The organism is Novosphingobium sp. ST904, from assembly GCF_001298105.1.
Taxonomy (GTDB): domain Bacteria; phylum Pseudomonadota; class Alphaproteobacteria; order Sphingomonadales; family Sphingomonadaceae; genus Novosphingobium.
In genome coordinates this window covers 63,028-77,206 of the sequence record NZ_LGJH01000153.1, presented here as the reverse complement: position 1 = coordinate 77,206, position 14,179 = coordinate 63,028, and the positions used below count along the sequence as shown (strand labels likewise).

At 62.5% G+C, this 14,179-nt stretch carries 12 protein-coding genes and 1 pseudogene; 3 read left to right on the top strand and 10 right to left on the bottom strand.

The genetic code is table 11. The features are described 5' to 3' along the window. Positions 1-73: 73 nt before the first annotated feature. From alr to radA, 5 genes are all read right to left on the bottom strand, one after another. Entirely contained in the window at positions 74-1,117 is a 1,044-nt protein-coding gene (gene alr, locus ADT71_RS17780) for an alanine racemase (RefSeq protein ID WP_054438928.1), read from the bottom strand. Continuing rightward, entirely contained in the window at positions 1,107-2,735 is a 1,629-nt protein-coding gene (locus ADT71_RS17775) for an MFS transporter (protein WP_054438926.1), read from the bottom strand. The genes alr and ADT71_RS17775 overlap by 11 nt, the downstream gene beginning before the upstream one ends. 59 nt (positions 2,736-2,794) lie before the next feature. Beyond that, entirely contained in the window at positions 2,795-3,046 is a 252-nt protein-coding gene (locus ADT71_RS35865; RefSeq protein WP_369818298.1) for a hypothetical protein, read from the bottom strand. 166 nt (positions 3,047-3,212) lie between these two features. Further along, on the bottom strand, positions 3,213-3,734 hold the full coding sequence (locus tag ADT71_RS17770; protein ID WP_054438923.1) for a CvpA family protein: 522 nt from the start codon (positions 3,732-3,734) through the stop codon (positions 3,213-3,215). 10 nt (positions 3,735-3,744) lie between these two features. After that, positions 3,745-5,118 (bottom strand): DNA repair protein RadA, encoded by a 1,374-nt coding sequence (gene radA / locus ADT71_RS17765; RefSeq protein ID WP_054438921.1) that lies wholly within the window; start codon positions 5,116-5,118, stop codon positions 3,745-3,747. Between the two features lie 71 nt (positions 5,119-5,189). On the opposite strand from radA, the pseudogene ADT71_RS17760 reads away from it, so the two are divergent. Further along, positions 5,190-7,488 (top strand): annotated as a pseudogene (locus ADT71_RS17760) (patatin-like protein). A 48-nt stretch (positions 7,489-7,536) separates the two neighbouring features. Here the strand turns inward: ADT71_RS17760 and dnaJ are convergent. Both dnaJ and dnaK read right to left on the bottom strand, forming a co-directional pair. Then, a complete protein-coding gene (gene dnaJ / locus ADT71_RS17755) occupies positions 7,537-8,667 on the bottom strand; it encodes a molecular chaperone DnaJ (RefSeq protein WP_054438920.1) in 1,131 nt (376 codons plus the stop codon). Between the two features lie 81 nt (positions 8,668-8,748). Beyond that, positions 8,749-10,659: a molecular chaperone DnaK gene (gene dnaK / locus ADT71_RS17750; protein WP_054438918.1), complete on the bottom strand. Its 1,911-nt coding sequence runs from the start codon at positions 10,657-10,659 to the stop codon at positions 8,749-8,751. 205 nt (positions 10,660-10,864) lie between these two features. Here dnaK and ADT71_RS17745 point away from each other — a divergent pair, with 205 nt between their 5' ends. Further along, positions 10,865-11,401, top strand: a complete 537-nt coding sequence (locus tag ADT71_RS17745; RefSeq protein WP_054438916.1) for a copper chaperone PCu(A)C — start codon at positions 10,865-10,867, stop codon at positions 11,399-11,401. Continuing rightward, positions 11,401-11,907, top strand: coding sequence for a hypothetical protein (locus ADT71_RS17740; RefSeq protein WP_054438914.1), 507 nt, complete (start codon positions 11,401-11,403; stop codon positions 11,905-11,907). Before ADT71_RS17745 ends, ADT71_RS17740 begins: the two co-directional genes overlap by 1 nt. Positions 11,908-11,987: 80 nt before the next feature. On the opposite strand, the gene ADT71_RS17735 is transcribed toward ADT71_RS17740, so the two are convergent. The 3 genes from ADT71_RS17735 to hrcA all read right to left on the bottom strand — a co-directional run bounded on the left by ADT71_RS17735 (position 11,988) and on the right by hrcA (position 14,022). Beyond that, positions 11,988-12,245 carry a YMGG-like glycine zipper-containing protein gene (locus ADT71_RS17735; protein ID WP_054438912.1) on the bottom strand — a complete coding sequence of 86 codons (258 nt, stop codon included), beginning with the start codon at positions 12,243-12,245 and terminating at the stop codon, positions 11,988-11,990. A 141-nt stretch (positions 12,246-12,386) separates the two neighbouring features. Next, positions 12,387-12,962, bottom strand: coding sequence for a nucleotide exchange factor GrpE (gene grpE / locus ADT71_RS17730; RefSeq protein ID WP_054438910.1), 576 nt, complete (start codon positions 12,960-12,962; stop codon positions 12,387-12,389). A gap of 16 nt (positions 12,963-12,978) precedes the next feature. Next, complete coding sequence (gene hrcA, locus ADT71_RS17725) at positions 12,979-14,022, bottom strand: heat-inducible transcriptional repressor HrcA (RefSeq protein ID WP_054438908.1); 1,044 nt, start codon at positions 14,020-14,022, stop codon at positions 12,979-12,981. Positions 14,023-14,179: the final 157 nt, after the last annotated feature.

The window sequence follows — 14,179 nt, the reverse complement described above, 5'->3', positions numbered from 1 at the left end:
ACAACATGTTACCACCCGGTGTTGTCGCAACGCAACACAAATTGCTGCGCAGCAAAACTCCGGGTTAATCGCGTTAGCGACCGAACCTGCGCCCCAAAAGCGTGAGCAGTTCGTATTGCGACAATCCCGTCTTTGCAGCAGCCACGGGAAGTGCATAGTCTGCGGAGACCCAATCGCCCTCTCCCAGTTCAGGAGCATGGGTCAGATCGATTACGGTCATGTCCATGCTGACCCTGCCGAGCACTGGCAATACGTGTCCCCCGGCGCGGAACACACCCCTGTCCGACCAGCACCGCAGATAGCCGTCGGCATAACCCAGCGCGACGGTTCCCACGCGCATGGGGCAGGTAACCCCATACGTAGCATTATAGCCGATCGTTTCTCCAGCGGAAACTGAACGCACCTGAAGGATGGCCGCTTCCGGACGGACCACCTGCCTGAGATCGTCCGCCATCTCAGCCCGGGGCACGCCGCCGTAAAGCGCGATTCCCGGCCGCGTGATATCGCCGTGGTAAGCGCTGCCAAGGGCAATCCCGGCGCTGTTGGCAAGGCTGGCGCGTTCATGACGCACTTGTCCGAGCGCCTGCTGCCAGCGAAGCCGCTGCCGTTCGTTAAGATCGCTTTCTTCCTCGGCCGAAGCGAGATGCGATAGCACGATGTCGACATCCAGCGCTTCGACCGCCTCGTCACCCAGTTCGGAGAGCGAAACGCCGAGACGGTTCATCCCGGTGTCCACCATCAAATGGCAACGCCCACCGCCGCATTCGATCCAGCGCCGGGCCTGCGCAATCGAATTGATCACCGGAACCGTTCCTGTTGCACGGGCGAAGGCGGCATCCCCTGCACTAAGCGGGCCGTGCAGAACGGAAAGACCGGCAGAGCCGATACAGTCGAGCAGCTCGGCGGCTTCACCCCAATGCGCTACGAAGAAATCCTGGCAACCAGCCTCCCGCAGGACCGGCACGACTTCGCGCGCGCCAAGACCATAACCGTTGGCCTTCACCGCCGCCCCTGCCCGTGCACTTCCCGAAAGGCGGTCCAGCGCTTGCCAGTTTGATTTCAGGGCCTCCTCATCAAAGGAGAGGCGGAGGGCGGAAGCAGGAACTTCAGGAAGCATCGTCACCATAATCGCACGGAGGGCCGCCTCGCAGCCCCCACAGCGAGACGACGAGGGCCATCGCGACAACACCCCACGTATACCAGAGACCCTGATAGGGGTTGCCGCTGCTCGCGACCATGTAGCTGGAAATCAGCGGAAGGAAACCGCCAAAGTAGCCCGTCCCGATGTGATAGGGGATGGACATCGAACTGTACCGGATGCGCGGCGGAAACATTTCCGAAAGCAGGGCCGCTACCGGACCGTAAGTGGCACCGGACAAGGCCATCAGCACGATCAGCACAACTCCGATCGTCAGGGCATCTCGCGCGCCCGGCGTGACTTTGGCGAAATCGTAGCCCGCCTCGCGCAGCCATCCCTGCAGGACAGCGCCTCGGCCTTTCCTGTCGCCCCACGGATAGGTTTCGAGCTGAAGCGCCTTGCCGCCGACCTGCAAGACAAGCTCCGGCGCGGCGGACAGGCGATAGGCCACGCCCGCTCCGGCGAGATCTCCAAGCAATTTCCCGCATTTCGACTTCTGCTCGATATCGAAGGGATTGTAGCTGCAGTCAGGCCCGACAACGAAGACCGGCGACTCCCGAGCCGCATGCGCAAGCTGGGGATTGGAATGCCCCCCGATCAGCCAGAAAGCGGGAAACAGCAGGAGCAAGGTCAGGGCATAGCCCCATATGATCGGCTTCCTGCGACCGATACGGTCAGACAGGCTGCCGAATATCACGAAGAAGACCATGCCCAGCGCCGCGGACGCACCGACGATCAGTTCCGCCGGTCTGTCCTCCATGCGCATGGCTCCCTTGAGGAAGCTCAGAGCGGAGAACATCGCGGTATACCAGATCACGGTCAGTCCGGCGGCGATCCCGAAGAGAGCGATGAAAATCCGCTTCCTGTTACCGGGGTAAGTGAGACTTTCGATAAAGGGGTTACCAGAAATTTCGCCCTGCGCCCGCATCGCCTTGAAGACCGGGCTTTCCGATAGCTTGAGGCGCATCCAGAGCGATATCGCCAGTAATGCGAGGCTGAGGATGAATGGCAGGCGCCAGCCCCACGCCTCCCATAGGGCTGGGCTCATGACCGATTTACAGCCAAGCACCACGATCAGACTCAGCACGAAACCTCCGACGACGCTGGCCTGAATGAAGCCGGTGTAGAACCCGCGCCTGTTCGGCGGCGAATGCTCGGACACGTAGATCGCGGCGCCCCCATATTCCCCGCCGAGTGCGAGCCCCTGCAGCACGCGGAGCACCAGAATAATCGCAGGAGCCGCCCAGCCTATGGCATCGGCGGAGGGAATAAGGCCCACGCCGGCTGTCGCCACGCCCATCAGTGTCACCGTCACGAGAAACGTGTACTTGCGACCCAACTTGTCGCCGAGATATCCGAACAGGATCGCGCCAAGCGGCCGGAACCCGAAGCCCACGGCGAAGCCGGCCCAGACCAACAGGGTCTCCAAAGTCGCATTGCCGGAAGGAAAGAAGGTCTTGCCGATAACCGCAGCAAGCGTGCCGTAAATGAAAAAATCGTACCACTCGAAAACCGTGCCCATCGAGGACGCGGCTATAACCAGCCTGATGTCGGACACGCTCGGCTGAACCGGTTTCCCAGGTGCTACCTCTGCCATTTCGATCTTCCCCCGCCGGTCCCGATTTCGAGATCCGTCAACGCGATCTAACCGCGCTTTCAGCCGATGGGAAGAACCTGCGTCGCCGCCTTCCAAGGGAGCATGACCGCACCATGGCGCGCCGGATAATCACGCGCAGCAGCGATCAAAACAAAGCCGGGCCAATCGGGAAGACCTTCCTCACCCGCCAACCACCGTGTAATTTTCGCAGCCGCATCATGCACTTGTGCAGAAGTCCGGCCGATTGCAGCGTCTGAAAAAATTGCAGCGGCAGCCTGTCCGATCGCGCAGGCCTGGCTGCGGACCCCCACGTGCACGATCCTGCCTTCAGCGTCCAGGTCGAGACCCAGCGCGATCGTGCTGCCGCAGCTTTGCGAGCGCGCCTCTGCCTTCAGCGCAGTGCTTCGTCCCAGGGGTGGCCCGCCAATTGAACGGCTAGCCCCAGGACTTCTGGCGTATAGAGCACTGCCGTCGACATCAATTGTCTGCCGCTTCGCTTGCTGCGGCTTCGTGTCGGCGTTCGGCAATCATCTTGACGAGCGCTTCGCTACTCGCGTTGACGAACGGATAGGTTCGCGCCTGCTTTATCCAGTCCGGCCGGCCGCCTGCACCCCAGATCGTGTCATAACCGAGCACCAGCACCGAAAACGCGAGAACCACGATAATCATGCCCTTCACCGCCCCGAAACCGAAACCCAGCACGCGATCGATCGGGCCAAGCACCGACGCGCGGCTCCGCTTGCCTGCCCAGCCTGCAATCAGCTTTACGGCAAAGAACGGAACCAGCAGCAGAAGCGCGAATGCCAGGACGAGTGTCGCCGATCCCGTGCCGGAATAAGGCTCGAGCAGGAGCGACACCGGTTCATGGAAAGCGCGGATGGCAAACACCGCAAAGACCCAGGCGCCCAGCGCCAGTATCTCTTGCACGAAACCACGAAGAAACCCGGTGGCGGCCCCCACGCCGACAAACACCAGAACAGCAATATCGAAACCGGTCATAAGCTACGAACTAGGCATCCCCCAGGATACGGTCAACGAGATTGGGCAGCATCGCAAGTCCGGTGAAGTCGATGTCCTTGGCGGATTCCGCTTTTGCACCACCTGCCGGACCTATCGCGCGCCCGAATCCGAGCTTGGCCGATTCGCGCTGACGGATAGATGAATGGGAAACCGGCCGGATTTCTCCTGCCAGCGAAACCTCGCCGAACCAGACGGCATTCTTCGGTAGCGGGCGATCGCCCAGTGCCGAAACAAGCGCCGCAGCCACGGCCAGATCGGCGGCAGGATCGGCAAGCCGATAGCCGCCGGCGACGTTCAGATAGACTTCGGCACTGGAGAAGTTGAGCCCGCAGCGCGCTTCCAGAACCGCAAGCAGCATCGCCATGCGTCCCGAATCCCACCCCACTACCGCACGCCGCGGAGTCGCCCCGCTCTGGAGTCGCACGATCAGCGCCTGGATTTCGACCAGCACAGGCCGCGTGCCTTCCATGGCAGCGAAAACCGCGCTCCCGGGCATTTCCTGATCGCGACCGGACAGGAACAACATGGAAGGATTGCCGACTTCGGTCAGACCCGCCCCTTCCATGGCAAAGACCCCGATCTCATCGACCGGGCCGAACCGGTTCTTCAGGCTGCGCAGGATCCGATACTGATGGCTACGCTCACCCTCGAAGCTCATTACCACGTCGACCATGTGCTCAAGGACGCGCGGACCGGCGATTGAACCATCCTTGGTAACGTGACCGACCAGCACAAGCGTGACGTCGTTTTCCTTGGCGTACCGGATCAATTCGAACGCGCAGCCGCGCACCTGGCTGACTGTGCCGGGAGCGCCCTCTATCGAGTCGGAATGCATGGTCTGGATCGAATCGATGACCAGCAGGGCCGGTGCATCCATCATGCCCAGCGTGGTGAGAATGTCCCGTACCGAGGTTGCCGAAGCCAGCAGGATCGGAGATTTCGATAGCCCAAGCCGCTCCGCCCGCAGCCGAACCTGCCCTGCCGCCTCTTCACCGCTTACATAAACGACGCTGCCACCCGAGTTTGCGATATGCGCGGAAGCCTGAAGCAACAGCGTCGACTTGCCGATGCCCGGATCGCCGCCCATCAGGATGGCGGAGCCCGGGACAAGACCTCCGCCCAGAGCCCTGTCGAATTCCGCATATCCACTCGCGCGGCGTTTGGGCAGTTCGCCGGGGGCATCGAGCGGCGTGAACTGGATCGGACGGCCGCCCGAAGACAGATCATGCTTGGACGAAAACACCGTTTGCGGCGCATCCTCGACCAATGTGTTCCACTCGCCGCAATCGGCGCATTGGCCTTGCCAGCGGCTGGAAACTTCCCCGCAGGACTGGCAGACATATCGACGTTTGGGCTTTGCCATGAGGTTCCGGGTATCTGGAACGGAATGAGAACGCAATTGCCTTTCTTCCAATATGCCGCCAACATGGAGCCATGCGGCAAAAGGAACTGCGGATCGCGCTGGTCTGCTACGGTGGTATCAGTCTGGCCGTCTACATGCACGGCGTTACCAAGGAGTTGTGGAAGACCCTTCAGGCAAGCCGCGCGTTCTGGGCGGGCGAAGAAGCTCCCGAAGGAACGGCCCGCGTCTACCGACGATTGCTGCAGCGGCTGGAAGAAGGCAGCAACCTGCGACTACGGGTGCTGACGGATATCGTCGCCGGCGCGAGCGCGGGCGGGATCAACAGCGTGTTCCTTTCCCAGGCGATCCATTCAGGCCAGTCGCTCGAGCCGCTGACCGAACTGTGGCTGGAAAATGCCGATATCGATGTGCTGCTCGATCCCGAAGCGCGCGCACGGTCGCAGGCGACCAAGTTCTGGGCCAGACCGATCGTATCCTACCTGTTGCACCGCCCCGGCAACGCGGTGAGCACCAGCGTAGCGCCGGAAACACGGGAAGAAGTACGCGAGAAACTCTCGCGCCTGATCCGATCGCGCTGGTTCGAGCCCCCCTTCAGCGGTATCGGCCTGTCACGATTGCTGGCGGGCGCTTTTTCGGCGATGGAACGCGCAAACGCGGGACCTGCGCTCCTTCCACACGGACACCCGATCAATTTGTTCGTCACCGCCACCGACTTCAAGGGCCACCTCGAAACCCTGAGGCTCCATTCCCCCGAACTGGTGCTGGAAAGCGAACACCGACTGACTATCGGGTTCGAGGCATTGTCGGGCTCGGCAAATCTCGCCCCCATGCCGGAGCTCCTGCTAGCCTCCCGTTCGACCGCTAGCTTTCCCGGTGCCTTCCCGCCTCTGCAGATCGAGGAAATCGACAATCTCGTGTCCGAACTGAGCCTTGAGTGGCCGGATCGCGAGGCGTTCTTCCGTCGCATCATGCCGGAGCACAGCCTGCGCGGAGATCTCGACAAGGTCGCACTGATCGACGGCTCCGTACTTAACAATGCACCGTTCGCCGATGCCATGGCCGTGCTGCGCGATCGTCCGGCAACGCGAGAAGTGGACCGGCGCTTCGTCTACATAGATCCCACGCCGGACCGTATCGGCGCCTCGATACGCCGACAAAAGACAGCGCCCGGTTTTTTCTCGACGATCTTCGGCTCGCTTTCCTCGATTCCGCGCGAACAGCCTATCCGCGACAATCTCGAGGCGCTCGAACGCCAGTCACAGGAGATGGCGACGATGCGCACCATCATCCTCGCCCTGCGGCCCGAAATCGAGGAAACGGTAGATCGCCTGTTCGGCAATACCTTCTTCCTAGACCGGCCCACCCCGAAGCGGCTCGCGGCGTGGCGGAACAAGGCACAACTCGCCGCTCGAACAGGCCGGTTTCGCCTATCACGGCTACGTTCAGGTCAAGTTCTCGGGCATTGTCGCGACATTGGCGCGACTGGTTCACGAGGCGGCGCCCGACCTTGGCCTGTCGTCCAGCCAACCTGTCGTCCAGCGTCTGCACGATCATTTCACGCTCAGCGGGCTGGATCGGATCGAAGGCCTCAAGGGAGACGGTTCTCCGGGAATGATCGGGTTTTTCCGCAGTCACGATCTCGCCTTCAGGGTGCGCCGCCTGCGGCTTCTGGCACGCCGCGTCACGCAGGAATGGCAGCAGGAAGCCAGCGTGACCGAGGCCGAGCGGGACAAGGCGCGCGAAGCGATTTACGCCGCGCTTGCGCTCTATCTCGACCGTGAGCCCGCCGCTGCACTGGGAGAAGATTTTCCAGCACTGGCCGCCGGTGTCTTTGCGGACCCTGCAGCCGTGGTCGATCACGTCTGGAAAGCTCGAAACCTGGTCGAGATCGATGCACGGGTAGATGTCATGCTGGCCGAGGCACTGGCCGACATGCCCCAGGCTCTGCGCCGGCGCGTGCTGCTCGCCTATCTGGGATTCCCGTTCTACGATACTGTAACCCTGCCGCTGCTGCGCGGCGAAGGGCTTACCGAGTTCGACCCGGTTCGCGTCGACCGCATCTCGCCCGAGGATTGCCACATGATCCGCAAGGGGCCGGTGCTGCGCGGAACGGAATTCTACAACTTCGGCGCCTTTTTCAGCCGCGCCTACCGCGAGAACGACTACTTGTGGGGGAGGCTCCACGGTGCGGAGCGTATGGTCGACCTGATCGCCTCCTCGCTCGAAGGCGAACATGCACTCTCACAGGGCGAAATGGCCGCATTCAAGCGGAACGCCTTCCTGGCAGTGCTTGATGAGGAAGAGAACAGGTTGACCGCCGATCCGGCGCTGCTCCGCGACCTTCGCGACGATGTTTTGCGGGGCGGCTAGAGGAACCACATCGTCGTCCCGGAAGAGGTCCGGGAGACGATATGAACGTCATTCGGTCAGATCGTTCCAGGCTTCCTTGATCCGGTCGAAGAAGCCCTTGGACTGCGGGCATTCATCACCGGTTTCGGTTGCCTGAAGCTCGCGCAGCAATTCCTTCTGGCGAGCGGAGAGCTTGGTCGGTGTTTCCACGCTGATCTCGACGACGAGATCGCCGCGGCCGCGCCCCTGAAGCACCGGCATGCCTGCGCCGCGCTTGCGCAGTTGCTTGCCTGACTGGATGCCCGCGGGAATATCGATCGTGATCGGATCACCGTCGATGTTCGGAATCTCGATCGACCCACCAAGTGCTGCCGTAGTGAAGGTGATCGGTACGCGTGTGAGCAGTGTCGTACCGTCTCGCTCGAACACCCGGTGACGCTTGACGTGCAGGAAGATGTAGAGATCGCCGGGAGGCGCGCTGAAAGGCCCGGCCTCGCCTTTGCCGGACAAGCGAATGCGCGTGCCCGAATCGACCCCTGGCGGGATGTCGACCTGCAAGGTCTGCGGCTTGTCCACGCGCCCTTCACCGCCGCAGGAGCGGCATGGCTTCTCGATCACTTCGCCCCGGCCGTGACAGGTCGGGCAAGTGCGCTCCACCACGAAGAAGCCCTGCTGGGCACGAACCTTGCCGTGGCCCGCGCACATGTTGCACGCGCGCTTGCCTGTGCCCGGTTCGGCGCCAGAACCGCCGCAAGGCTCACAGCCCTGCGACACTTCGATGGTGATTTCGGTCTGCTTGCCATGGAACGCCTCGTCGAGGCTGACTTCCATGTCATAGCGCAGATCGGCGCCGCGACGCGCCTGCTGCCGACCGCCGCCACCGAAGGCACTGCCGAAGATGGATTCGAAGATGTCTCCGATGTCGCCGAACTCGGCGCCACCGGCATGACCGCCACCGCCCATTCCCTGCTGGAACGCCGCATGACCATAACGGTCGTAGGCAGCCCGCTTCTGGGGGTCCTTGAGGCAATCGTATGCCTCGCTGATCTGCTTGAAGCGCGCTTCGGAATCGTCGCACCCCGGATTCTTGTCGGGATGATAGCGCATCGCGAGCCGGCGATATGACGACTTGATAGTCTTGTCGTCGGCGCTGCGCTCTACTTCAAGCAGTTCGTAATAGTCGATTTCGGTAGCTGACACGTCTCGTTATTCCCCGCGTGCGACCTGGCCGCCACCGTTACGTCCGGTAACGATGGCGGCCACGCTTGTCATGAGGACCGATCAGCCCTTGTTTTCATCGACTTCCGAGAATTCGGCGTCGACGACATCGTCGTCACCACCGGCCGGAGCGGCTTCCGGAGAAGCGGCAGAGGCCTGCTCCTTCTCGTAGATGGCCTGACCCATCTTCATCGCGACTTCGGTCAGAGCCTGCGACTTGGCAGTGATCTCGGCGGGCTCACCGCCTTCGATCGCGGCCTTGGTCGCGGCGATGGCCGCTTCGACTTCCGCCTTCAGGCCGGCGTCGATCTTGTCGCCATGTTCGACGATCTGCTGCTCGGTCGCATGGACGAGGCTGTCGGCGTTGTTCTTGGCCTCGGCGGCCTCGCGACGCTTCTTGTCCTCTTCGGCGAACTTCTCGGCATCCTTGACCATCTGGTCGATGTCGTTGTCCGACAGACCGCCCGATGCCTGGATGCGGATCTGCTGCTCCTTGCCAGTGCCCTTGTCCTTGGCCGAAACGTTGACGATGCCGTTGGCGTCGATGTCGAAAGTGACTTCGATCTGCGGCACGCCCCGGCGCGCGGCCGGAATGCCCACCAGGTCGAACTGGCCGAGCATCTTGTTGTCCTGCGCCATCTCGCGCTCGCCCTGGAACACGCGGATGGTCACCGCCTGCTGGTTGTCCTCGGCGGTCGAGTAGACCTGGCTCTTCTTGGTCGGGATCGTCGTGTTACGGTCGATCATCTTGGTCATGATGCCGCCCAGCGTCTCGATACCCAGCGACAGCGGGGTGACGTCCAGCAGCAGCACGTCCTTGACGTCGCCCTGAAGCACGCCGGCCTGGATCGCGGCGCCCATGGCGACCACTTCGTCCGGGTTCACGCCGGTATGCGGATCCTTGCCGAAGAAGTCCTTCACGACTTCGCGCACCTTGGGCATGCGGGTCATGCCGCCCACGAGCACGACGTCGTCGATGTCCTTGGCCGAAAGACCGGCATCGGCGATCGCCTTGCGGCAGGGTTCCAGCGTGCGCTGGATCAGGTCCGCAACCATCTTTTCAAGATCGGCGCGGGTGACGGTTTCGACGAGATGCAGCGGGGTGGTGGCACCGCCTTCCATGCGTGCGGTGATGAAGGGCAGGTTGACCTCGGTCGTCGCGGTGGACGACAGTTCGATCTTCGCCTTCTCGGCCGCTTCCTTCAGGCGCTGCAGGGCGAGCTTGTCGCTGCGCAGGTCCATGCCTTCCTTGGCCTTGAACTTGTCGGCCAGCCATTCAACCAGCTTGGTGTCGAAGTCTTCACCGCCCAGGAACGTGTCGCCATTGGTCGACTTCACTTCGAACACGCCGTCGCCGATTTCGAGGATCGAAACGTCGAAGGTACCGCCGCCAAGGTCATAAACGGCGATGGTCTTGCCGTCCTGCTTGTCGAGGCCGTAGGCCAGTGCGGCCGCGGTCGGTTCGTTGATGATGCGCAGTACTTCCAGACCAGCGATCTGGCCGGCGTCCTTGGTCGCCTGGCGCTGTGCGTCGTTGAAGTACGCGGGCACGGTGATGACGGCCTGCGTCACGGTCTCGCCGAGGTACGATTCGGCGGTTTCCTTCATCTTCTGCAGAGTGAAGGCCGAGATCTGCGACGGGCTGTAGTCTTCGCCGCCGGCCTGCACCCAGGCGTCACCGTTCTTGCCCTTGACGATGTGGTACGGAACCAGCTCGGTGTCCTTCTTGGTCACCGGATCGTCGAAGCGGCGGCCGATGAGGCGCTTTACCGCAAAAATCGTGTTGTCGCCGTTGGTCACGGCCTGGCGCTTTGCCGGCTGCCCGATCAGGCGCTCACCATCCTTGGTGAAAGCGACGATCGAGGGCGTCGTGCGGGCGCCTTCTGAATTTTCGATTACCTTGGGCTTGCCGCCGTCCATGACGGCGACGCAGCTGTTGGTGGTGCCAAGGTCGATACCAATTACTTTTGCCATTATCCCCATTCCTCACGTCAGTGGATGACACCATGCGGATCGCCTCCCTCCATAAGGCAAGGCGGCTTGCACGGCTCGATGACGTTCAAGTCGTCGCACCCGCATATAGGTGTGGTTTCGCTTGGAACAAGTCTGTCTCGATGGCATTACGCCGGGGAAATTTTCAGTGCCCCGTCATGAGCCTGCCCGAGAGGATCGACCTGCCGTGAAGCCGCTTCGTTTGCTGACCCTTGCCAGTGCCCCCGCCCTGCTTTTCGTGCTCGCCGCCTGCCAGCAGGGCGAAGCCCCAACGTCGCAGGAAACCGCCACACAGTCGGCTGAAGGCGCTGTCGGCCCAACGGCAAAGCCGGGCATCAGCGCAAGCGACGGGCACCTGGTCCTTCCCGTGGTAAGCGGCCGCCCGGGCGCGGTCTACTTCTCTGTGCGCAACGATGGTCCGGCCGCCGTGAAGCTTATCGGCGTACACGTCACGGGGGCAGGCAACGCCCAGATGCACAAGACGGACGGCGGAAGCATGGCGGCTGTCGATTCGCTCGAAATCGCACCCGGCGCACAGGTCGAATTTGCACCCGGCGGCCTTCACGTCATGGCGTTCGACATCGGCGAAAGCGTGAAATCCAGCGGAACCGCTGAACTCACCCTCACCTTCTCCGATGGAGACAAGCTGTCGATGCCCTTGCGGGTGGAAACGATGGGCGGGGACATGCCCGGAGGTGGAGACATGCCGGGGATGAACCACTGATCGCGTGCCTTCCACTCGCCCTCCCGGGCAGCCCCTGCCCACCCGGAGGAGAGCGCAAGCTGACCGCCGGCGAAACGGCGCTAGTGCGCTCGATATTCGGAGAAGCGGTGGACTGCAGGCCCGTGCGCATCCGGCGCCGGCGGTGGTTTCCTTTCCAGCCCGCCAATGTGGCGATGGCGCCTTGCGGCCATATCCATTTCGCCGGCGCCTCGGACCTCTATCGCGATGATTTTTCAGACGCGCCGATTGGGATGCAGGGCCTCTTCATTCACGAAATCACGCATGTCTGGCAGGCGCAACAACGAGGTCGATGGTATCTTCCACTGATGCGCCACCCCTTCTGCCGCTACGATTATGCGCTGCGACCGGGCTGGACGCTCGCCAGGTACGGGATCGAACAGCAGGCGGAAATCGTGCGCCATGTCTTCATGCTCGAACGAGGCTGGCAAATTCCGGGCGCGCCGCCACTGGCCAGCTATTGCGGAATTCTTCCGTTTTCTGCCTGAGCCCGAAACCAAAAGTGTGCCAACGAAAAGAGCGCGCGGAACGTTCCGCGCGCCTCTTTTCGTTGGATGACCCCAAGTTTTCAGCAATCGCGGTCCCAATAACGGTTCCCGCGGCGGTCGTAGCGGTAGCAACCATCGTGCTTCTTTGCTGTCGAGCCCGCAACAGCGCCTGCCGCTGCACCGATGGCCGCGCCGGTGCCAACGTCGCCGCCGGTAATGGCACCGACACCCGCGCCGAGAGCGCCACCGGCAAGGGCGCCTTCGCCGGCGTAGTTGCTGGCGCAACCGGCGATGCTGAATGCCCCGGCGGCGAGGATAGGAAGTATGAGCTTGCGCATAGAATCTCTCCGCTGAAAGTCAGGTTTGTCTACCTGCTCAACGGCTCCGGCGCGGACGGGTTCCATGTCGCCCCGTCAAACATCGACGCCCCGCCCCCGTTCGTCCCTGCGGGACTTGACGGCAGGCGGGGCGCGAAGGGATCAGTCAGGCTTCTTTGCGACGGCGACCATGGCCGGGCGCAGGAGGCGATCCTTGATCATGTAGCCCGCCTGAAGCTCCTGCACGACAGTGCCGGGTTCCGCGTCGGCCGAGGGAATCTCGATCATCGCCTGATGCTGGTTGGGGTCTAGCGGCAGGCCCATCGCCGCGATGCGGCTGATGCCGTGGTTCGTGAACACCTTTTCGATCTCCCGGCCAGTGGCCTCGATACCGGCGACGAGGCTCTTCAGCTTCTCGTCCTCGCGCAGTTCGGCCGGGATCGCCGAGAGCGCCCGCGTCAGATTGTCCGCAACCGAAAGGATATCGCGGGCAAAACCGGTCGCCGCATAGGCGCGCGTGTCCGCAATGTCCTTTTCGAGACGGCGACGCACGTTCTGGGTCTCGGCGCGCGCATAAAGCGCGTCCTGCTTGGCGACTTCGATTTCCTCGCGAAGCTTCGCGATTTCACCGCTGTCCTTACCACTGTCGATCATGTCTTCGGGCACGCCCTTCAGTTCTTCCGCGATCGCGGGATCTACAGTCTGACCCTCTGGCGGCTGGGTCTTGTCGTCAGTCATTATTCTGTTGTTCCAACTATCCGATGAGCTTGCCCAGGCTCTGGGCAGTGAAGTCCACCATGGGGACGACGCGCGCATAATTCAACCGAGTCGGCCCGATTACCCCCACGACGCCCACCACGCGGCCTTCGCGGTCGCGATAAGGCGAGGCGATCACGGACGAGCCCGACAGAGCGAAAAGACGGTTCTCGGAACCGATGAAGATACGGGTCGATTCGGCTTCGCGGGCAAGGTCGAGGAGTTCGGCCACGGATTGCTTGTTCTCGAGATCGTCAAGCAACGAACGCACCCGTTCGAGATCGACCAGCGCGGTCTCGTCGAGAAGGTTGGCCTGTCCGCGCACGATCAGCACCGGGCGCGCCATGGCATCCTCGCTCCACACCGCAAGCCCCCGCTCCACGAGATCGCGGCTCGCCGAATCCAGGGCGGATTTGCCGGTGGCGATATCGGCGCGCATCGCCCTTGCGGCCTCGCTCAGCGTACGGCCAGCGAGGTGCGACGAAATGTAGTTCGAAGCTTCCTCCAAAGCGCCCGGAGGCAATATCGCGGGAAATTCGACGATGCGGTTTTCTACAGCGCCATCTTCTCCCACCAGTACTGCCAGCGCTCGCCCCGCAGCCAGCGGAACGAGTTGCAAGTGCATCAGGCGCGGCTCGCGGCGCGGCACCATCACGACGCCCGCACCGGAAGTGAGGTTCGACAACAGGGAACTGGTCGCTTCGAGCGCGGCCTCGATCGGGCCGGGTGCGGCGATTCGGCTCTCGATAGCCATGCGCTCCTCGGCGGTGGGCTCGGCCACCTGCATGATGCCGTCCACGAACAACCGAAGCCCGGCCTCGGTCGGCAGGCGTCCGGCGCTGGTGTGCGGCGCGGCCAGAAGTCCAAGCGATTCGAGGTCTGCCAGGACCGAGCGGATCGACGCCGAAGACAACTGCACCCCGCCCGGCCCCGCCAATACCTTGGATCCGACCGGGGTTCCGGTCGCCAGATAGCCCTCCACGACGAGGCGGAAAATCTCCCGCGCGCGGGCGGTCAGCTCATTGATGGGCGTCGTGGGCATGTGCTTGCCAATCTAGGGATTGGGATTGCAGCCTCAAGCACAATGCGCAGCCTGTTTCCCGATTGTCGCATTTTCCGAGCCGTCAGGTGTTTCCACCTGACTTGAAAATGCAAGATTACGGTTTGTCGCATTTTCCGAACCGTCAGGTGTTTCCACC

Bases quoted from the DNA above. Each gene is read 5' to 3' on its own strand.
- hrcA (WP_054438908.1), bottom strand. From the start codon at position 14,022: ATGCCCACGACGCCCATCAATGAGCTGACCGCCCGCGCGCGGGAGATT.
- radA (WP_054438921.1), bottom strand. From the start codon at position 5,118: ATGGCAAAGCCCAAACGTCGATATGTCTGCCAGTCCTGCGGGGAAGTT.
- grpE (WP_054438910.1), bottom strand. From the start codon at position 12,962: ATGACTGACGACAAGACCCAGCCGCCAGAGGGTCAGACTGTAGATCCC.
- alr (WP_054438928.1), bottom strand. From the start codon at position 1,117: ATGCTTCCTGAAGTTCCTGCTTCCGCCCTCCGCCTCTCCTTTGATGAG.
- dnaK (WP_054438918.1), bottom strand. From the start codon at position 10,659: ATGGCAAAAGTAATTGGTATCGACCTTGGCACCACCAACAGCTGCGTC.
- ADT71_RS17735 (WP_054438912.1), bottom strand. From the start codon at position 12,245: ATGCGCAAGCTCATACTTCCTATCCTCGCCGCCGGGGCATTCAGCATC.
- ADT71_RS17775 (WP_054438926.1), bottom strand. From the start codon at position 2,735: ATGGCAGAGGTAGCACCTGGGAAACCGGTTCAGCCGAGCGTGTCCGAC.
- ADT71_RS17770 (WP_054438923.1), bottom strand. From the start codon at position 3,734: ATGACCGGTTTCGATATTGCTGTTCTGGTGTTTGTCGGCGTGGGGGCC.